Here is a 19,826-nt window from a genome sequence, read left to right as displayed (position 1 = left end):
ATATCGATGACAAAACTAAAACCTTGGTATCAAGTGGTCACTCCCCGCGAAGATTTGCGGGAGAATCGGCCGATGGACGCCTCTGAATTTGCAGTGCATCTGGATCATATTCGGCAGCAGCGGGACAATGTCTCGCCAGACTACCTTGATCCCGCCCGGTTCTTTGAACGGACGTTTTTGACCGGCAGCCTGCTGGACTTGGCTTCGCAGGTTGTGCGTCGATTATCCGGTGTTCAAGTTGAAACATCGGCTGTGTTCAACATGGCCACCCAGTTCGGCGGTGGGAAAACCCACTCGCTGACGACGCTTTGGCATCTGGCGACCTGTGGAGAGAAAGCAAAATCTTATAAGGGCGTGGATCGGATTCTAGCCAGGGCACAGATTCCGCATGTGCCGCAGGCCCGGGTGGCGGTCTTTGTGGGCACGGAGTTCGACGCCATTCAGGGGCGAGGGGGTGATGGTGAACCGGTTCGCAAAACTCCGTGGGGCGAGATCGCTTGGCAACTGCGGGGTCAGGCAGGGTTTGATCTGGTCGCAGAACACGATGCGAAAGGGATTGCCCCCGGCGGAGATGTGCTGCAACAAATACTGGGTCATGAGCCAGCACTCATCCTAATCGACGAGTTGATGAACTACATCAGCCGGGCGCGTAAGCTGGAGATGCGGGACCAATTCTTCGTCTTCCTGCAAAGCCTGTGTGAAGAAGCCCGCGCTCACAACAACGTCGTTGTTTGTGTGTCGATCCCGGCGTCCGAAGACCTCGAGATGTCACCGGAGGACGTGCGGGATTACCAGTCGCTTAAGAAGCTGCTCGATCGACTGGGCAAGGCGATTATGATGTCGGCCGATTCAGAGATCGCCGAGATCATTCGCCGCAGGCTGTTCGAGTGGGACCTCGTTGATGCGGAAGCGAAGAAGGTCGCGACGGCGTACGCCGACTGGGCAGTTGATCATGCGCAAGAGTTGAGTGGAATTAATCCCGAATCGGCGCACGAATTATTTAAGACCTGCTATCCTTTTCATCCCTCAGTGCTGTCGGTCTTTGAGCGGAAATGGCAGAGCCTCCCGCGTTTTCAGCGGACTCGGGGAATCCTGCGTTTGCTCGCGTTGTGGGTCGCTCATGCTTATCAGGATGAACATCGTAAGGCGATGCGCGAACCGCTGATTACACTCGGCTCCGCACCACTGGAAGAGATGATTTTTCGTTCGGCAATGTTCGAGCAACTCGGCTCAAACGAGTTGGAAGTGCCGCTGACCACAGACATTGCCGGCAAGAAAGACGCCCATGCGGTCCGTCTGGATCGTGAAGCGTCTGATGTTATCAAGAAGTCCAATCTGCACCGGAAGGTCGCATCCGCGATCTTCTTTGAGTCGAACGGCGGCATGAGCCAATCGAAGGCAGTCGCGACACTTCCTGAAATCCGGGCAGCGGTTGGCACACCCGACCTTAATATGGTCGACATTGAAAATGTTTTGGAAGGCTTGGTGGGTAATTGCTACTACCTAAATTGGGACAAGAATCACTACCGTTTCGGGCTGACTCCGAACCTGAACCAGATTCTTGTGACCCGCCGCGGGGCCGTACAGGCTAAAGAGATCAACGAGCGGATCAAACGGGATACTCAGGAACTGTTTAATAAGGGGACGAAAGCTCTCGATCGTCGATTCTTTCCTGAACGCAGCAATGACGTGCCGAACCGTCCGGTACTGACGCTGGCGGTGATGGGACTGGATTTCCCCATTGGCGAACGATCTACTGAAAAACTACTTGAAACGATCGTCCGAGAGTGTGGTACGTCCGGGCGGACTTACAAGTCCGCGCTCATGTTCGCCGTTCCAGATTCAGCCGATGCGATCCATGATGCCGCCCGAGACGTGCTTGCCTGGGAAGCGATTGAAGACGACACCGATACCCGAAAACAGTTGGACGAGGGGCAAGGTCGCCTGCTGAAACGCAATCTTGGTCGGGCAAAGTCTGATTTGAAAGAGGCTATCTGGCGAACATACCGCTATCTGTACTTGCTCGGTAAAGACAATAAGCTGCGTCAGATCGACTTGGGCCAGATCACGTCGAGCATGGCTGGAGGTCTTATCGAGTTGTATGTCAATGAACTGAGCCGGACTGACGAGATAACTTCTGGGGTAGGGCCAAATAAGCTTCTCAAATATTGGCCGCCGGCATTGACGGAATGGTCTACGAAGGGAGTTCGCGATGCGTTTTTCTCATCTCCACAGCTTCCACGGCTGCTTAATGCCGACACGATCAAGCGGACGATCGCCGATGGAGTCAGTCAAGGGACGTTTGGGTACGCAGTCAAGCAGAGCAGTGGACAATTTAAACTATTGCATTTCAATGAAAGTCTCGTTGAAGGCGATATCGAATTAGCGGACGATGTTTTCATTCTTAAAGCGGAGGATGCCCAGAAGCTCCGCGAACCACCTCGGTTGGACCACATTGCGATACGCCCGGCCGAAGTCACGCTTCAGCCCGGTGAGCAGGTATCATTTTCTTGCTCGGGAGTGGATCAGTACGGCGAGCCGTTTTCGATCAATGCGGTCGAGTGGTTAGCCTCCAGTGGGGAAGTCACTGATGAGGGACTCTACAATTCGGGCAGCGATACCACTGGCGGTCTTTTCACCGTCAAAGCCACGGCCGAAGGGCTTGAAACCGTCGCTGAGGTCCGCGTCATGACGACTCATGAAGGCGATGGCGAAGGAAATCGTTTAGATAATGAGCGGTCAAGAAATAAAGCGGTTCGCTGGACTGGAACCGTGCCACCGCAGAAATGGATGAACTTCTACACGAAGGTGCTGAGTCGCTTCGCTTCCATTGATGGCTTGAAACTAAAGGTATCGTTTGAGGTCCCTTGTGATGGGGAACAAGGCCAATCTAAGGCGGAAGAGGCGAGATCGGGCCTGAAGGAACTAGGATTAAATGACGACGTGGTGTTGGGTTGAAGGTCACAGCGAGGGAGGTAAGGAGACCGAGAAATGAATACGAAGAAGGGCAGAATGCACTCGCTGGGGCACTAACCCAACATTGATGACTTGCCCACAAGGCTGGCGCCATCTCGGGTGGCAGGTTACCTGCGAACGTCAAATCGACGTTCGCTATTGCGATCAATTCCCGCAGAACAGGGTTCGAGAGATGCCGCAAACATTCAGGATATAAACGCTTCTATCGCACCCAGGGGTCTGCTTTCGCAAAGTATTGGTGGGCATTAAGAAAGTACCAGGGTCGAAAAGGGGGTTTCGCGTCGACCAAGACTGATTTTGCCGTATGCGCGTCCCGCGAAATTGACCAGAGCTGCTCGGTCAAGTTTGAGGGAGTGAGCCCGCCGGCGTATCCACATTTACCGTTCGTGGCCGCCGGCCAGCCATTGCGGGGAAGCTGACCTTTGCCTCCGCTCAAGTCGAAAAGCGTTGACGAATTCACGTCCGCGTTAAGCATCTGCGATGAAAACTCGCGGTTGAAGCTGTCAAGCTGCAGAAAGACTCGCGGTCTTGCATCTTTTTTTGCCGAGTTCGCAAAGTGCTCCCGGTCTATTTTAGAAATGTGACGACAAATGTTGAACTGCACGCGACCGATGATGTCCCATCCCGGCCCCCCTGTCCGAAAGTCGTGGGCTATCGCAGTGTCTCGGTCAGGTTCCGATGGTGAGTAATTCTTGACAACCAATCGATCCGCTTGCAGCGATGACATCGGGCGGTAAACATTAAGATTCCGAACTCGTCAAAATGGAATTTGTCCAACAGTTGAATGACCTCGTCGATTAACACGTTTTCATAAGCCCCGGTCAATGTGACTCGTGAAAGAAAAGGATCCGTTGGATTTCTCCAATCTGATTTTAAGTCGAACATAGTTTGCTGGATTCGGTCGCCCGGCATTTGGGATCGATACTGGCGACAGGTAACGCCGAGCTGTCTCTTGAAAGCGATAGCATGCAACCGTAGGTAAGAATCCACGGCTGCCAAACTTCGCAAGTTAGGTTTGGCAGCAAATGGTCGATCGCGCGGTCGAAAGCGTCCTGCTGCTGAAAGGAAAACGATCCGGTTCAGAAGGAATAAGCGGCAGCTCGCGAAATTTCTAAACGAAGATGCTTACTCGGAAAAAAATCGTGGCTATTGAGTTCTGGCGATGCTTTCAGGGCTGCGAGCTGGTGCCGTTCTACCCAATCGCGATTAGACTTGCAGTCTTACGCAGCTTGAGGCTGCAACCATTGCGAGCAGGGAGTAAGAAAGCCTCAGGTTTGCAGGCCGCGAATAAAGGTTAATAAGAAAGCCTGATTGCGACGATCAGGTCGTTCATGATGCAGGCTGGGATTCAACGGAATGATGACGAGCGAATTCGAGTGCAAGCTGCTGGGCTCGTGTTCGAAGTTCCCCCAGCTGCACTTCGTCTTTGGAATCGTATGCCGCGATCCAAGTTGCTAGGATTTCGTCCATGTCATCGCGATAGTCGGCGGCAGGTACCGTTGAATCGACCTTGAGCGCGCCGTCTCCACGCGGGTTCGGAACTCGGGGGCAACCCGTCTCCCTTTTTGCGGCCGAGTTTCTTTCCCTATCGTTGCCAATGATGGAGAGAACCTGCACCACCGAAATCGGACCGGTTCCCTCAGGCGACGCGGCCCTTGCGAAGAGTCGCTCAAGATCGGGCTCCAGCGAAGTCACCGCCGCTGGTCGATGGCCGTTGATTCTTCGACCTGCCGGTTCGGCAGAAGGAATCTCGTCTAGAACGACGATCCCGCAACGGGCAACGGCCATTAACCAGTCGGTGACCTTGACGGTCGGAGGCATAGCGAGCTGTACGGCGACCCGCATGACGTTCATCGCCTGTTCGTCGAAGGCGTCGTAGATCGAGCCGCTGGTCATCGACATTTTGCAGTTCTAAGGGGACGCAAAATTTCTCAGGGTTACTCGCCCTTCAGGTTCACCAGAAAATAATGCAGGTCGTCGATCTCGTGTTTCCCGAGGTCTTCGAGCAGCCCCTCAGGCATTCCGGAAATCGCTGGCGAGTAGACCTCGACTTCCACCTTGGTGAAGGACTCATTTTTGTCGGCCGAACTGTATAAGTAGTGGTCTTCCTCGACTGTAATGTTGCCGGAGATTAATCGGCCGTCGACGAGCACCAATGTCCCATCCTCAAATCCCGTCGCGATTGTCTCATTCGGCCGCGAAATCGCGGTTTTGATTTCGGCCAGGCTCATCCGAGCACGGAGCCCGAAGAGACTCGGGCCGGCGAACACGACGTCCTTTTCCAAGGCGTGGCAATCGCTGCAGCGCGTATCGAAATGCACGCGGCGCGCTCGATCGACTCTAAGTCGACAGCCAGCTCTTGCTGAGTGAAAGGCGGACTGCTTTCGACTGCGTCCGTCGGCATCTGCCGCGCGGCGGCTGCCCCCGCGAGGTACAATAAAGCACATGCCACAACAGCCAATCCGAAGTACCGAACCTTTTTCATCGCCATGTTCCTCACCTCGCTAAGTTGGAATTCTCCGCGAGATTCGGCGGCAGTCACCGCGACTACCGCCGACTCTTACAAGCAGTAAGCGAGATGGGCATCGTTTTTCTGACGAAACCTGTTGTATTCGTCGTTGACGATTCAAAAAAAGAGGCTCCCGGAGAACCGGGAGCCTGATCGATTGGGCCGATGCCATCCGTCACATGCGTTCGCGAACAGCGCGACGAAGCGGCTCCGGGAGTGCGTTGACGAGACCCTGAATCTTGGCATGCGGGCCGTGCTCGTCGATGCGAATTAACTGGCCGTTTTCGCCGGAGTAGGTCGCGACGATGTGGTAAAGGCCGTTGGTACCAGTGATGGACACGGAACCTTCCGAGATATTCACGTTGATAGCGACGACTTCTTGGACGGTCCGGGGGTTTGTGGGCCCAGCCCCAATTGCCAGATCGACTTGCTTGATGCGGGTCCCGCGCGCGATGAGCAACTTTTGCGGGGGCTGTTGCTCGAACTGCCGCAGGAACTCGGAACAACTTTCGAGCAGCCGACCATCCGCCGCGATGATGACATCGCCCCGGCAGACGCCTTCTTCCCGCAACAGCGAATCGGTAGCGATTTCCGTCACAAGGGCCCCGGACTTTAACACCGGCATATGGTGCTCGAGCAAAGGCGGGACTTCTCGCAGCATCGCCCCGAGGGCGTGCTCGATTGGGCTAAGATGGGGGGCTTCGGTGACCGCGGGGTCTTGCTGCCGCGCCGGCCCTCGATCTCCCCCAAGTGTGACGGCAGCGGCGAGAGTCGACACACAAAGAATGCTTGCAGTTTTCAGGATCGGTTTCATGGGTATTTCCATTGTTCATTGTATAGTGAATTGAGAGTGGACCGAACTCGGCCTACCTTAACGGACGTCGTCAAGACGCGAATGGGTGACCACATTGCGAGGCATTGCCGGGCAATAGGTGCGGCCCTGCAATTTCATGAATCCACCGGTCGGAATAAAGCCGCCTTCAACCATCGCCTCGTCAGCCCCGGCAACGTAGCCCGCTCCGCAATACGACCGTTCATGGCCGATTTCCATGTCGAATCGCGATATGAACATCGACCCATCAGGCAGGCGAAAAGCGGTGGAATCACTCATGGCATGACGACCGGGCGACCGTCCAGTGAAGAGTGCGTCCGCGCTACGATCACTCATCTCGACCTTGTGTTCCATTTCCTCGTAGCCGCTCGCCCACTGCTGAAAACCAGTTCCTCGCGAATCGATTTTGAGTGCGGACCGAAAATCTTGGGCATTCGCTGATCCGGTCGTTGCTACGACCGCCAACACGCAACCGAGCAATAAGCCAAAATTCTTGCTCATAACTTTACTCCGGGTTGAAAGGAAAGAGAGCGGGTGGCAGCTGCTGCCACCCGCTCGGTTCAGTTTTTAGTAGCCGATCGAGAAATCCGTCGAATGGACGGACGACCGACTTCCCCAGCCGCGGGCCCGGGAGATTCCCACCGACTGGGACCACGCTGGATGACCAAAGCCGATTGAGCGGGTCGTCGACTCGCAGAATGCGGAACCACCGTCGAGGCCAATAGAAGTACCCTTGGCGAACGAATACGTCAGTGGACTGAAACTTTGCCCAAACGAATTAACGGTCGTGCGGGCGTTTCCGATTGCTTTGCCGCAGCCCGTAACGTCCGTGTGGCCGAACCTCGAGTAGGACCGAGTGCGGACCGCACTGTGGCCACCGAAATTCGAGGAGGAGCGAGTGTATCCTTCGGCGGCGCCGTAGAAGCTCCCGACACGCGTGTCACCCGTCGCGAAGGATCCGTGCCCCGCCTCAACGAAGCTGTCGCCGGTCGATTGGCCGCCGATCGACTGCAGGTTCATCGAGGCTTTGGCACGTCCATTTCCATGGCCGATGGCGATCTGTTGTCCTCTGGCGATTCCGCCGTTCGACGCCGACGCATACATCCGGGAATCGGCGTTGCCGTAAGAGCGATTCGCCACCATCACATTGCTGCCCGGGCCGGCGTAGGCCTCGGTGTAGCTGCTTCCGGCATCAGCGGCTCCGGCGCACCACATTAACACGGGAGCGGCAATGGCGTGGGTCAGCATCTTCGGTGAGATAAACATAAAAAATTCTCCGCGGCCATTTTTATTGAGACTCAAGTCGCGGCCGTCCGCTTGAGCCCATTGGCAGTGCAACATGCCCTGCAGTGTTTGAGGAATAAGCTTGACGCGTGGAAATTTTGGTCTTAATTCTGCGGGTGGTACTTGCCGCATTTCGGGCAGAATTCCATCCACACCTTCTCGTAACCGAGCAGCCGGCCGTGCCTGCAGTAGACCGGACGTTCGTCCCAATAGCCGTCGACCGGGCGGAGGGTCGATCGGCGCTGTACTGGCGGAGCCGGAGCTTCTTCTGCATAAAGCATCTCACCGTCGGAATTTCTCGGAGAGGCCGCGGCCTGCTGCTGTAGTTGGGCATTGAGCCGTTGATCTTCTGCGACCATGCGTCCCCGCACACCTTCCGGCAGGAATTCGGCTTCCATCTGCATGACGCGCTCACCGTCTTCGGCGATAAGGAAGAACCGCAATGGTCGTGCAGGCTTGCTGGGTGCGGCAGTTTCTACGTTTGGATTATCGAGCGGATGCGGCTTTTGCGGCCGGACCGGCGCGGGGAGACCGTACGGGACAGGGCCGGCGAGGACCGGTGCGGATGCGAAGGTCCCCCAGAGCAGGCTCGCGGACAAAAAGAAGAGTCGACTAGCTTGCATCAATTCGCTCATTTCATCGGGTATTCGTTGAGGGCGGCCGACACTCGGCATGCCCCTCCGACAACAGAAAGCGGCTCAATGAATTTTTTCCGCCGGCGATCTGTGTTATTTACAGAAACACGGAAAATTGACTGTTCCGATTGCACGGACTCAGAGTTTTTCCACACGGGCTGGATCCCCAACGTCGTTGCTGCTTCGGGTTGCTGAAGCGGTTATCCTGACGCTGGGTGAGTCAGACGTTTTTTTCGAGGACGCGGATCGTTGCCAGAGCCAAGTGCGCCGATAGCGAGTCAACTGACCTTTCTGAGGCATCACGTACCCAAGGTGCTGTCGAAGACGGATGACCTGTTGGGTCTGGCGGAACTAAGAAGAAGGTTGGGGCCGGAAGCCGATTCCGCCGAGGGTCGACGCCTGCTCTCGCCATGGGCGTATTTCTACAATGACCTTCCCGGCGAGCAGCTCTATCTGCCGCTGCCGCTTCGGGCTGAGAGGAGCGACGCCGGCGCGGAGCAGCTTCTGAAAGACGCGAAGCCGCATGCCGAACGCGTCAATCCCACGCTCTCGGCGATGCTGCGGCACCTGGGTGAGACGGGCGACACGCATGGAGTCTTACTACTGTCTCGCTCGGGAGCAGGTAAGACGGTTGCGTGTCGGCGGGCGTTCTTCGACTGCTTCCCGATACCCGAACAGCTCGGTGTCCGCAGCGAGCGCGTCGGCCAACTGCCCGAGTTGGCCGGCTACCTACCCTGCTGGGCCGAAGTCGGAGCTAAGCTGTCTCGTCTCGACCAATTAGTCGAAAGCTGCAACTCGGGCGGCGACCGAAAATGGCACAACGTCATCGACGACACGCTGGAAAGGATTAACAACGGTGACTGGATTCTGGAGTTGATCGCCCAAACCTCTGGCCGGGGCAAGGATCAAACGTCCGGTTGGAGCACGGAGCAGAAGGAACTGATCCGCTGGCGACTGAAGCGATGGCTGACGACGGCCGGCGGGCCAAAATTGCTCTTGTTCGTCGATCTTAACTCGGCCGACAGCACGAGACGCCAGCTACTCGCAAAAGTAATCAGGCTATTCCAGCGGGACTTCGGGGAGTACGGCCATCGCGTGGTGGTCACCTATCGCTCGACCGCCTCCGGCGACGCGGTGATGACAGAACTCTGGGATGATGAGCAATTTGTCGCCTTCGATCTCGAACCGATCCACCCGCAGAACGCGGAGGACTACCTGCGAAACTTTCGCGGCTATGAGCAGTATCTGCGAAAGAAACTTGGCTTGCCGGTCTTACAAGACGACGTGGAGTCCGAGTGCCGAAAACTGGGAGAGTTCATCCGGCGACACGCCAAGCAGGAGAGCCTGATCTCGACCCCGCTTTTGACTCACTTCGTGGCGTCATTGGAGGGAGAGCGTCTGGAGCAGATCGACTCGTTGTTCGATCTCTATGACGCCGTCGTCGATCAGCACATTATACGCGACATTAATACATACGGCAGACAACTGCCGACGAGGTTGGCGGGACGTCGTGCTCCAGCGCTGGTGCGAACCGCGCTGTGCCGGCTGGCACTGGCAATTCTGCCGAACGAGGAAAGCACGCGACTCGACAGTCTCGAAACGGCGATCTGCCTGCTTGAGGATCCACTACACCTGCGCACCCGCTGGTGGCCGGAGGACGAATGTTGGCATCAGGGGTCGTACTTCACTGAAGAGTTCAGTGAGTCCGAGCAGGACACGCTCTTGGAGTTCTCACTGCTCCGCAAGGACGGGAACGGCGTCGGCTTCCTGCACGACTCGCTATTGTACTACTTCGCCGCGCTCACACTGCGTTATTCCCGCCGACCGGGGCGTGGTGCATTGCCAGAACTTCCAAAAGAGTGGGCCGAGCAGGTCGTGCGGCGAATCCGAACCACACCGCGACAGTGGATGCTTCCGGCCGAGTTCCTCGGCGGAACGCTAGCGGACGAAATTCTCATCGATCTCGCGGAACGGCTGGTGGCTTCACCGCCGAAAGACGGGCTCCCCCGTCTTGTAATGCGCTTGCTTGAGGGATCGGGATCCCAGCACGAAGTCCTCACGGCAATGTTACAAGCCATCCGCTGGCACGGACCTTTTGTGTATATGCACCCGGCCACACTGATACAGGAGGTCTATAACTTCTTTACGCTAAAAAAGAATGAGCTTGATTCGCTGTCCGAAGCCGTGGACCGTGTCAAACGCATCTTCTCGGCCCTCCATGGTGACGCGCAATGGCCTTGGCTTGCTGAAATAAACACGATGCGTAGTGGCATCCCCTACACAATTTCGCTTTCCGGCACCACTTGCAAATCAATACGTCTTTCGAGTTCAAATAGGGTAATCGCTCTGGACTCACGCTCCCAACTCATTTCTTGGAATGTACTGGACGGGACACTGATCAAATGCAATCAATATTCTCTCAGATTCCAAGATGTTTTCTTTATTACACAAGATGAAGAAGTATTCGCAATAACATGTACGCAGATTGTTCACTGGGATCTGCGAGAAAACGAAATACGCATCTTATATCAAACAGAAAAGACTATAACCGCTGCAGCTCGAATCGAAGATGGTCTCGCCATATGCACCGGAGAAGAAGTTCTCTATGTGGAGTTGCCTGCATCTCGACCAGAGTCGCTCTTCTCTTGCTGCTCACCAGTAGAGACCCTCAAAGTGCATTTCCCATATATCTGCGCGCTTACTACCGACAGGCAGGTCGTCGCCTACAATTTTGAGGAACGAGTTATGATTGATTGCATAACGATCGAAGAGGAGGCTGATGATTTCTCTAACTTTAAGGATTCTATAAACCTCTTTCTTGCGGATAGCGGTTGGGTTCTCTTGATGATGCAGTCAGGCAACATTATCGAATGGAACCCAAAGGCAGGGATTTATATAGAAAAGTCATTGAACTACGGAGGCCAACAATTTGAGGGCCACAAATGGATATTTAAAGAGTTGCAATGCCTTGGCGAGAATGCAATTTTACTTTTGGCATCTCACGTTTTCTTCCCGGATATTGACAATCCGGCAGAAGCGGTAATGATTTTAGGACCCTATAGCACTCTTCTCGCGTGGGATATTGGCATATCGGAAGTCAGGAAAGTGTTTGAGACAAAACACACTTTAAACTGCATGTTGTTGACGCATGTTGGTCTGTTCGTTGGCGACGACAAAGGGAACCTTCTTCAATTCACCGATCTATACGGACCGCCAAAGAGAATTAAAGCGCACAGGGGCGGGGTCACTTGCTTGGCATGCAATAGCGACGGTTCGCTGGTGTCGGCAGGTGAAGACAAAACGCTGTCGCTATGGACGACGAATGAAGGAATACAACTAGAGCGGGATTACTGCAACGCAGATGGCGACTACAGTTGTGAAGATTTAACCATGATCGGCTTTGCCGGCCCAACGCAATTGATATTGCACGACGGTGAGAGAAATATTTTCATAAGATGGGAAATATTTACAAATGTAAAAAAACATGCAACGCACCGGATTGGGGCGGATTATGCTGTCGAAGGAGGACCGTACGCTGTTATCACTTCTAATTTGTATGGAGAAATTGCTGTAATTGACGAGTTCGAAGCGATGCACCGCGATATGAACGCGGGGTTCAGCGACACGTCCGGAGATGCAATCCTTGCTAGATCGAAGAGGTTTGAGCGTAATGCCATGCCGCCCGGGCCAGCTTTCCGCCCCCACAATGACCGCGTCTCTTCAATCGTGCCGCTGATAGACGGAAGATGGGCTAGCGCCGGGCAAGACGGAAAGATTGAGGTGTGGGACCCACGGCCCGCAATTCGGGGATGGCGAGATCGCCCGCGGGCCTGGAAACAATACGATTGGGGCGAGCGAGCGAGCCTAAAATTATCAGATGAGTATCCTACATCAGTCGCGGTGTTTGATTCGTCGACCCTTGTCATCGGGACCTCGCGGGGATCTGTCTATAAGTGGAATATTGTGTCCGATTGTACAGTGAAGCTTTCGCACGGGCAGCCCGCATTTGAAAAGTTTGTGGTGCTGCGATCAACGAAGGTCATTATAGCTCGCGACAAGACTGGACAAGCACACTTGATCCAATCAACGGGGACGGGCGAAGTAATACTCGCGGAGGATGAAGACCGAGTTGTTGATATCGCCAAAGTGGGAGACTGTCTATTCGGAGTGTTGAAGGAAAGTGGACGATTGACGATCTGCAATCATTCCGCTGTTGTAATCGACGAAGTATTTGTTCCTGAACATCCTAGAGGTGTCGCGTTTTCTACATCCGGGTGGTTCGCGGTAGAGACCTCGGGAGGGGGGATTGTTGTTTTAAGAGCCGAAGGCGTACGGTCAAACTGGTGTTTGTGATATATCTTGTTAACACGACCGTGATTACTCTTGGTACAGATTCAGTCGTTCTAAGTCTTGGGTGATACGATGATTGCGTGATGTTGTGACTCAGTCGTCAGCGTGTATGGCATGATGCGACGGTGTGAGGAGATACTTGCATAGGACGCCGGTGAAACCTTCTCAGTCGCGCGTTATGTCGGCCGTCATAAAAAAATGGACTCCATAGGTCGCTACGCAAGTTCAAAGGTGAGGGAGCAGTTCATAGTTAATTGCCGGCGCTAACCTGGTTGATGCCAAACGCTCAAGTCATCCGAGCGACCGAATACATCTGAGTAATTCCCTCCCGTCATCATTCGGATCGGTAAGAAAGACGCGACGATCATCGTCGGCTGGCTTCGGCAGATTTTTCGGCAAAAGTCCAAGCTGCGACTTCAGATCGGACTCTGCAAAAGTTGTCGGGTGTAAAGACTCTTGCAGCGTCTCGATCGGATATTCCCTGAGCCAGAATTGTTCGGCGAAGTCGTCTGCGTAGAACCAATCTGCCGAAAAATCGATTTCCCGCACGTGGTTGTCTGTATTGGACTACGGGACAAGTCGTTTGATAAACCCGTCCCGGTCGGGAAAAGCGGGTTCAAGTAAGTCGGCGAGTTTTGTTTTGACAATGTCTAAATCAAATTTGCCGGGACGCTGCAATGAATTGAGAAACAGTTGGCCCGAGTGGCCACTCACGCATTCGAGGCGAGTAAACCTCTTGCGGTCAAGTTCACGGTGGAGAATTTCGCCTGTGAGGGCGGGCTTAACTTCATCGTCTTTCCAGAGTTTCACTCCGTCAATATCGAAATAAAGTGTCCTTTCACACAATTTGGACATCTTTATTACAGCGCCCCTGTTTTTCGACCTCGAAGGCGGCTCCGTCGCTCCCAATTTTAAGGCGGAAAACGACTTGACCGCCTCGGTTTGAGCGAAGTGCGAGCTATGACTCAGAATGGGGGCGGTCCATATCTAGTCGAAGTACCCGCCTCAATCGACCGTTTTATGCACACACGCTGCACTGATGCGACATTACTTAAGGCAGGCTGCGGAATGGATGCTGTTGGATATTAAGACCAGATGAGCCGCATTGAGATCGCGAATCATCTGTAACCAAATTGCAGATTGACTGCCAGGTTCCGCTTTGAAAACGTCCGGCTCAAAGCAGACGAAAATTGTGTCTAGCCACGTTTGTTGACGTAGGCGGTTTTGAAGCACGAATTCTGTGAATGGCGGCTGGGCGTCAAGCGAATGGTTCAAAAATTGCCGGACGGTGTTCGCCCCTTCGACGATACAGGAAGTCAGTTTCGAAGCCGCGTCCGAAGATGGGACGCTGCCGAGATACAAGGGCACCGCAGTTCGAGGTAATCCTTGCTCAGCCGGAAACTGTTGTAGCAATCGGGTCAACTGAATTGTCAACTTGCAAGCAATCTTCGACGGATCATCGCCGAAAGGAACGGCGATCATGGTGGTGTGCTCATCCGCTGGCCAATTCACGGATTTATCATCATCGTCGGTAGTCTCACTATCGCAAGCATCCGCGATCGTTTCCAACGCAGACTTGATGATCGCGCTGATCGGCTCGCTCGGATTGCTTGTTGCCAAACCGGTAGAGTCATCGCCGTGGGAGCTTGTGGTGGAGTCAAGCAGCAAGGTCCTCCATAAATCGAAGCCGTCTGTCAAAATCGTTGAGCCATAATTGTTCCAGAACCTTTGATCCGGAATCCCTTTGACCGGAATGCATCGCTCTTTCCAAGCTGGACCGACGACTTCCGAATAGTTCGCCTCTTCGACAAGGAAATACTTGAAGTAGGTATCGTTGAGCGCTTTCGACTTCTGGAGTATGTATTCAACGCCTCGAAGTCTGGGCCCCACCATAGAGGCCGACGCTAAAATGGGTTGCAACTCACGCTGGACTAACGACGCCCAAGTCGCGATGCATACCGCAAGTGTCAGGGAACGCCCGGTGATTTGATTGGTCTTCGGAGCTGGCGACGCCTCTCCCTCGTTCTGGAGAGGTCGGTGCTGAAGGTCGATCTCGATTAGACTGCCATCCGGAAGCTTGAGATCGGAGTTCTGCAGCATAGTCGCGAGACCTTTTTCGACCGTGGCCAGCGTCATCGCTTCGACGCAATAGCGAGATCTCGGCCTTTGAATGATTCGAGGGAGTACCTCATCCCTCTTGTCTTGCCCCGCAACCGACGTGTTCTCACGGAAAGAAACGACGACTCGGAAAAGAAATACTGTTTCAGTAGGGTTGCCTTCGTCGATTTCCGCAGTCGGGAACCAAACCGCTTGCATCACATGCGGTTCATGGTCGAAGCGTTCCACGAGTCCGGCGAGGTCATCTAATGAGCCGTCATGCGAGCTTAGGTATGGAAGCTGATCCTCGCGCCAAGATTCGGGAAGTGCACGCCAGAGCGACGAGTAGAACGCTCTTATTGAATCTTCGTTACTGTTGGCGAATCGAATCCAAATTTCACTCGATAGGCCGCGACAAGGATCACCCGGCAGCCGGCACTCGGAGATCAGCATTTTGAACGCTGCAGTCGCGACCCCTGATTCAAAGGAGCGAATCTTGTCCTGCAAGCTGAACGAGTCCGTGACACCGTAAGCAGCCTTATCGAGAAAAAATTCGATTGCGGCGGAGTGACCTTCGTCTTGCGCAACCCTCGCAACAGCTTGCCGTGCGTCGCTACTTTGCGAAAACGATTTGAAATAGTTCATCCTTCGTCACCTTCGGCACTCGTAAGATTAACGACGACGACAAAAATGGAACTAGCAAGTCGCTGTCGCACGGCATCAAACGATGTGTCAGCGGGCAATTGAATCGGCCCGATCCTTAGATGCTTTCCCTGGCACAGGCCATATAAAGGCGCTTGGCGCGCAAGCCAATCCGATCTCTCGACATCGTTATCGAGTGTCGCATCGGACAGCAACTTGGGCCAGTCATACTCGTCAACTTTCCCGACCGAATCGTCGTCGCCAATAATGAGCGCCGCCTCCTGACTATCGTCAACGAACTCTAACGGACCAATGTTGAAGCTCACTTTGCTCCGTTCCTCCACGATGTCCCACTCGACTTGGTCTTCCTCAAATTCGTCCTGAAATGCCGCTAATTCCCCTGATACAGTGAATGCTAGATTCGGTGACTCCGAAGCAGCGGCGATCTGGTACCGAGCAGCGGAACCGGCTTCAGTGAGATTCACGGCATCAGGGAGCGAGACGATGTGGCCTGGAGCCGAATCGCTGCTCGCCGAAAGCCATTTCGCCAGAACATACTCTTCCGGATACCCGCGACGGATGACGCCAAAGACGCTGTCCGATGCGAAAAAAGCGGGTTCGATTATCGTGTCAGTTTGAATGCTCATGACAATTTCCTTAATAATATTTTTCGTCGCTTTTGAGCTGAATCTTCGGCGACACAATTCACTATGAGAAGTACCGGAAAGTGTTAGTTTCGACTACGTTTCCGGTCTCGCTTCAGTGGTCCCCCCCCAATCCTTGCTTCCTCAAGGATGATGAATAGTCTCTTTTAATGGCTCTACCAATTCGCTGAAGTCGGAGTTAAATCGAGCCCACGGAGTAGAAAATATTTTTCCGAGCGGCTTACTCTGATAAGTGGGAAATTGCAGACCGTGATTGGCGGCGTTCCCAACGTGATCTATTTCGCTTTTCATCACGTGTTCATTTGGGTATTTCGACTTCGCTAGGTTGCGAATGTCTTGATCGGTCCGCGCGTCGTAATTGCGCTCCGCGGGTGGCTGACTCTTTGTGCGGAAGAAATCGCGGAGACCGTTGACGTAGCAGTCAACGACCGCTAGCGCATACTCCGCAGTGTGTTCATCACTAGCCTTTTCCGGGGCTACACCGAGCACTCTAAGCTGGCTGGCCAACTCAGCTTTTGCTCTCCTGTACCGATTCGATGCAGTTGGAGCTGCGATATTTTGCCTTGTGGCGACTTCGCTGTTCTTCATTCCATAAAGATAATCGCGCAAGACTTCCCTATGCTTCTCTTCACTCACTCTATGCACTAGTCGTTCGCGAGCCTGTGCCATCAATTTGTGAACCCAAGAAGCCTTTTCGAGGCGTTCTCCTGAAAGCCGTAAAGCCTCCCCTTCTCGACACTCGTTTAAAATCGCGCAGTCGACGGCAATTGCTTCACCCACCTCGCCAAGAAGATTAATAAATTGTGCGGTCAGAAAAATCACTGGGTTCCCTGCGTCGTTCGGCGATAGCGAAAACCCAACCGACCTGGGGAACAGAAGCTGGAACTTTTTGTTCAAATCAAAGAGTTCTTCAGAATTTGAGAGTTGATGATCCGGCTCGCCAGTCCACAGCAATCTCCCGAGCGATTTTAACAAACGTTCGTCGCTGTCATCTACCTCGATGAAAGGAGCCGAGGCAGCTACTCGAAATCCACTGCGCGGATGCCGTTTGCTGTCTAAGTAGTCGCGAATCACAGAGCGTGCCCGCTTTTCGCGGTCAGTGGGATTCGCCAGCTCTCTCAATTCATCGCGTCTCTCTACAAGTCCAGATTGTTGTTCTAGCGTGAGGTGTTCCGAGCGGGGCAATTCAACATCACCCACCTCCGAAGAGAGCTCGGAATCCCCAAAGTTCTCGGCAAGGAATCTCCAATTGGTGCGGTCGTCGTCCAAGGAGGCGAGAAAAAGTAGACAGAACGTGACTGCGTCCCGGCCGCGCTGTTCTCGCTGTTTCTGGCCAAGGGCGAGAAAATATAGGAAAGAGCGTTCGGAGGGGAAGAATCGCTGTTGACCAAGACGTTTGAATGTTTCCACTACCAGCATCTGCCTGAGCTCGTCGAGGCTGTTGTAGTCAAATCTCCCGTCTCTAAGAAACTTTCGCGAATAGGCCGTCAAAACGAACTCAGCTGTAGAGTCAGCAGCTGACCACTTTGCGTTACTGTGGAGTCCCGTCTGAGGGTGAGTCAGGTATGTGACCACGGTTGACGCTTGCACCAATTCGAACAGCCTTTCTTGTAACGACTTGCCTCCGTCGACGTCTTCGACTTCGACTTCGGGGTCAACTGGCGGATAGGGGAAGAGCTCGGGCATCGATTCTTTCTGTGAGTGAATTCAGAATTGCAGTTGTTCAGATTGTCGTTTCGAATGTCGACTGTAAACGCTTTTTTGGCGAGAAATCACGCCAATCCGCTTCCGATCGCCATAGCGGCGAGCGTTGGAAGCAGCCAAATGAGATGCTTGGCGAATCGACCAGACCGGGAAGCCGTCCCTTCACCCTCGCCCTGCAAGATCGAGTAGCGGACTTGCTGTGCGACGGCTTCGCCCTCGGTCGGAAGTTCTTCGCGTAGATAGTCTTGGCCGGAAAGGTGCACGAGTTTGCTTGTGGTTTTGGTGTTCATTGCGGTGCCTCGTGGGTGAGTATTTCGCGGGGAACTGTGCTGTTGCCCTTGTAGAGGAAGCACCTGCTGGCAAAATTTTCCGGAAATTCGTCATCCGAAATTCGGCTTGCGGTAGAAAGCAGCAAGAGTCGGGAAGTCGCAGCCCTAACCTGTTTCCGACAAATGGCCTACAGCGTCTGGCCTGTCGCCGATGGCCGGGGACGACGAGAGACTGCCGGAGTAACGCTCGACGATCCGAGTGCCGTTTGACGGCAGATTGGAATGGCAAACGTCACAGAAGGCACCCGAAAAGCCGCCTCCATCTCGCTTCCTTATCTTGTCGCGGCCGACACGGGTAAGCCGACTGTGCATCTTCAATCTTCGAATCGAGCAAAGCGTCGATGCGCCGGATCATCGCACCCAAGTTCTGTATGGGCGAAGAGGTCGAGTACCTCACGGCTCTTCGCGACCCGTCTCGGCGCGATTCGGGCGAGTTCGAATCGCAATTTTTCGACGCCACCTCGAAGCTGACGCCGACGATTTCCGCGTCGGCGGGCGTATTTTCAATGTTCGGGCGTCATTATTTCGACTCTGGTCATCTAGAGTTGGCGACGGCCGAATGCCGGTCGCCGTTCGACGTGGAACTGATGCGGGTCAGCCAAGAACACTTGGCCCGGCACGCCTGTTGTCGCGATGACGTCTGCAATGAAAGTATGGTCATTGCAGACGTCGGTTATGGAGGGATTCTCGCAGCCGGTTCGCCGGCGTGGGGATGTCACGAAAATTATCTCGTTACCCGAAATCCCGCCGATATCGCGACGGCTGTAGTCCCTTTCTTCGCAACCAGATGCTTTCTCGGTGCCGGTGGAATGGACTTCCAACAAGATGCCTTCGTCGGCTCGCCGCGTCTCCGATTTCTCGAGAGGGATATTTTCCCCGGATACAACAACGGCCGTGCTCTGGCGGCTCGCGGCCTGAGAGACAACTATGCCGGCTCCGATCTCGGGTACTTCCGCTACCACTGCACTGCCGGCGACTCGAACCGCTCCAAGTTTTCGCGCTGCTTGCGATTGGGGGCAACCGCCTTGGTCCTTGCTGCCGCCGTCGAATCACCCGACGCATTCGTTCCGCTGAAACAGTGGATTGCGCCAGATTTAAGACGCCGGTCTTTCTGGATGCGAGCGGTGGAGAGATTCAATCATTTCGCTTCGCTCGGCCAGCCGCTACGGGTCGACGCTTGGTCCCTGCGAGTGCAGCGGCTTTTTCTCGACGCAACTCGGCGATATGCCGATCGATGTGTTTCATTACCTGACTGGACCGAGGTCATCTTCGAGATGTGGGAGAGCACACTCGGCGCCATTACGTCTGACGATCAGCCATGGCTGGCTGAGAGACTTGACCCGTGGATCAAGTACCGCTTCCTGACCGAGTTTATCGATGAACTGGGAGCAACCTGGGACGAGGCGGCGACTGATTTGAGTCTCGGCTCGCGGCTGGCAGTCGTGAATCAGGGGTACCACGAATTCGTTGGGCCACTCAAGATTTTCCAAGAGCAGTGCGAAGGCGGCCTTGTTGCCCCGGAGGCAGTGCCTTCGCCTCCCCTAGGATTTTCGAGCATTTCTCGACGCTTGCACACCCGCGCTGACGCGAGAGCGAAAATCATTGCCGATTTGTGGCATTGCGACGACGTAACGCTCGGGTGGGATCGCGTGAGAACCTCGCATTCGGATGAGCTGATCATGATGCCTGACCCCTTTGATACGCAGCTGCCTTGTCAGCTGGGTGAATCAGATGATTGACACGGCGGAACTTTGTCTCGGACATGATCAGAAGCAAGCTGATCGTTTCCCCGTCCCTCATCTC

13 protein-coding genes are annotated in these 19,826 nt (G+C 54.4%); 3 read left to right on the top strand and 10 right to left on the bottom strand.

Translation table 11 applies throughout. The annotated features are described in order from the left end of the window. Positions 1-6: 6 nt before the first annotated feature. Positions 7-2,958, top strand: a complete 2,952-nt coding sequence (locus Pan189_RS01790; RefSeq protein ID WP_145362257.1) for an ATP-binding protein — start codon at positions 7-9, stop codon at positions 2,956-2,958. Between the two features lie 1,347 nt (positions 2,959-4,305). Here Pan189_RS01790 and Pan189_RS01785 read toward each other — a convergent pair. From Pan189_RS01785 to Pan189_RS01760, 6 genes are all read right to left on the bottom strand, one after another. Then, positions 4,306-4,878 (bottom strand): hypothetical protein, encoded by a 573-nt coding sequence (locus Pan189_RS01785; RefSeq protein ID WP_145362256.1) that lies wholly within the window; start codon positions 4,876-4,878, stop codon positions 4,306-4,308. A gap of 35 nt (positions 4,879-4,913) precedes the next feature. Next, complete coding sequence (locus Pan189_RS01780) at positions 4,914-5,297, bottom strand: hypothetical protein (RefSeq protein WP_145362255.1); 384 nt, start codon at positions 5,295-5,297, stop codon at positions 4,914-4,916. Between the two features lie 363 nt (positions 5,298-5,660). Continuing rightward, positions 5,661-6,299, bottom strand: coding sequence for a serine protease family protein (locus tag Pan189_RS01775; RefSeq protein ID WP_145362254.1), 639 nt, complete (start codon positions 6,297-6,299; stop codon positions 5,661-5,663). Positions 6,300-6,356: 57 nt separating this feature from the next. After that, complete coding sequence (locus Pan189_RS01770) at positions 6,357-6,818, bottom strand: hypothetical protein (RefSeq protein WP_145362253.1); 462 nt, start codon at positions 6,816-6,818, stop codon at positions 6,357-6,359. Between the two features lie 66 nt (positions 6,819-6,884). Next, positions 6,885-7,583: a hypothetical protein gene (locus Pan189_RS01765; protein WP_145362252.1), complete on the bottom strand. Its 699-nt coding sequence runs from the start codon at positions 7,581-7,583 to the stop codon at positions 6,885-6,887. Positions 7,584-7,705: 122 nt separating this feature from the next. Next, complete coding sequence (locus Pan189_RS01760) at positions 7,706-8,224, bottom strand: hypothetical protein (protein ID WP_145362251.1); 519 nt, start codon at positions 8,222-8,224, stop codon at positions 7,706-7,708. A gap of 348 nt (positions 8,225-8,572) precedes the next feature. Between Pan189_RS01760 and Pan189_RS01755 the strand changes: the two genes are divergently transcribed. Beyond that, entirely contained in the window at positions 8,573-12,589 is a 4,017-nt protein-coding gene (locus Pan189_RS01755) for a WD40 repeat domain-containing protein (RefSeq protein ID WP_145362250.1), read from the top strand. Positions 12,590-13,633: 1,044 nt separating this feature from the next. On the opposite strand, the gene Pan189_RS01750 is transcribed toward Pan189_RS01755, so the two are convergent. From Pan189_RS01750 to Pan189_RS01735, 4 genes are all read right to left on the bottom strand, one after another. Next, complete coding sequence (locus Pan189_RS01750; RefSeq protein ID WP_145362249.1) at positions 13,634-15,328, bottom strand: hypothetical protein; 1,695 nt, start codon at positions 15,326-15,328, stop codon at positions 13,634-13,636. Then, the gene (locus Pan189_RS01745; RefSeq protein ID WP_145362248.1) at positions 15,325-15,972 is read right to left on the bottom strand and encodes a hypothetical protein; all 648 of its coding nucleotides are present in this window, start codon (positions 15,970-15,972) and stop codon (positions 15,325-15,327) included. Before Pan189_RS01745 ends, Pan189_RS01750 begins: the two co-directional genes overlap by 4 nt. A 141-nt stretch (positions 15,973-16,113) precedes the next feature. Next, a complete protein-coding gene (locus Pan189_RS01740) occupies positions 16,114-17,676 on the bottom strand; it encodes an RNA polymerase sigma factor (RefSeq protein WP_145362247.1) in 1,563 nt (520 codons plus the stop codon). A gap of 86 nt (positions 17,677-17,762) precedes the next feature. Then, a complete protein-coding gene (locus tag Pan189_RS01735) occupies positions 17,763-17,984 on the bottom strand; it encodes a hypothetical protein (protein WP_145362246.1) in 222 nt (73 codons plus the stop codon). A gap of 380 nt (positions 17,985-18,364) precedes the next feature. Between Pan189_RS01735 and Pan189_RS01730 the strand changes: the two genes are divergently transcribed. Next, a complete protein-coding gene (locus Pan189_RS01730) occupies positions 18,365-19,762 on the top strand; it encodes a proteasome accessory factor PafA2 family protein (protein ID WP_145362245.1) in 1,398 nt (465 codons plus the stop codon). The last annotated feature ends 64 nt before the right edge of the window (positions 19,763-19,826 follow it).

The organism is Stratiformator vulcanicus, from assembly GCF_007744515.1.
Classification (GTDB): Bacteria; Planctomycetota; Planctomycetia; order Planctomycetales; family Planctomycetaceae; genus Stratiformator; species Stratiformator vulcanicus.
Note: the sequence above shows the minus strand (reverse complement) of the source record. Positions and strands in the feature narration are given on the sequence as shown.

Coding starts and splice junctions, on each gene's coding strand:
- Pan189_RS01785 (WP_145362256.1), bottom strand. CDS start 4,878: ATGTCGATGACCAGCGGCTCGATCTACGACGCCTTCGACGAACAGGCG.
- Pan189_RS01775 (WP_145362254.1), bottom strand. CDS start 6,299: ATGAAACCGATCCTGAAAACTGCAAGCATTCTTTGTGTGTCGACTCTC.
- Pan189_RS01750 (WP_145362249.1), bottom strand. CDS start 15,328: ATGAACTATTTCAAATCGTTTTCGCAAAGTAGCGACGCACGGCAAGCT.
- Pan189_RS01745 (WP_145362248.1), bottom strand. CDS start 15,972: ATGAGCATTCAAACTGACACGATAATCGAACCCGCTTTTTTCGCATCG.
- Pan189_RS01770 (WP_145362253.1), bottom strand. CDS start 6,818: ATGAGCAAGAATTTTGGCTTATTGCTCGGTTGCGTGTTGGCGGTCGTA.
- Pan189_RS01730 (WP_145362245.1), top strand. CDS start 18,365: ATGCGCCGGATCATCGCACCCAAGTTCTGTATGGGCGAAGAGGTCGAG.
- Pan189_RS01760 (WP_145362251.1), bottom strand. CDS start 8,224: ATGCAAGCTAGTCGACTCTTCTTTTTGTCCGCGAGCCTGCTCTGGGGG.
- Pan189_RS01740 (WP_145362247.1), bottom strand. CDS start 17,676: ATGCCCGAGCTCTTCCCCTATCCGCCAGTTGACCCCGAAGTCGAAGTC.
- Pan189_RS01735 (WP_145362246.1), bottom strand. CDS start 17,984: ATGAACACCAAAACCACAAGCAAACTCGTGCACCTTTCCGGCCAAGAC.
- Pan189_RS01790 (WP_145362257.1), top strand. CDS start 7: ATGACAAAACTAAAACCTTGGTATCAAGTGGTCACTCCCCGCGAAGAT.
- Pan189_RS01765 (WP_145362252.1), bottom strand. CDS start 7,583: ATGTTTATCTCACCGAAGATGCTGACCCACGCCATTGCCGCTCCCGTG.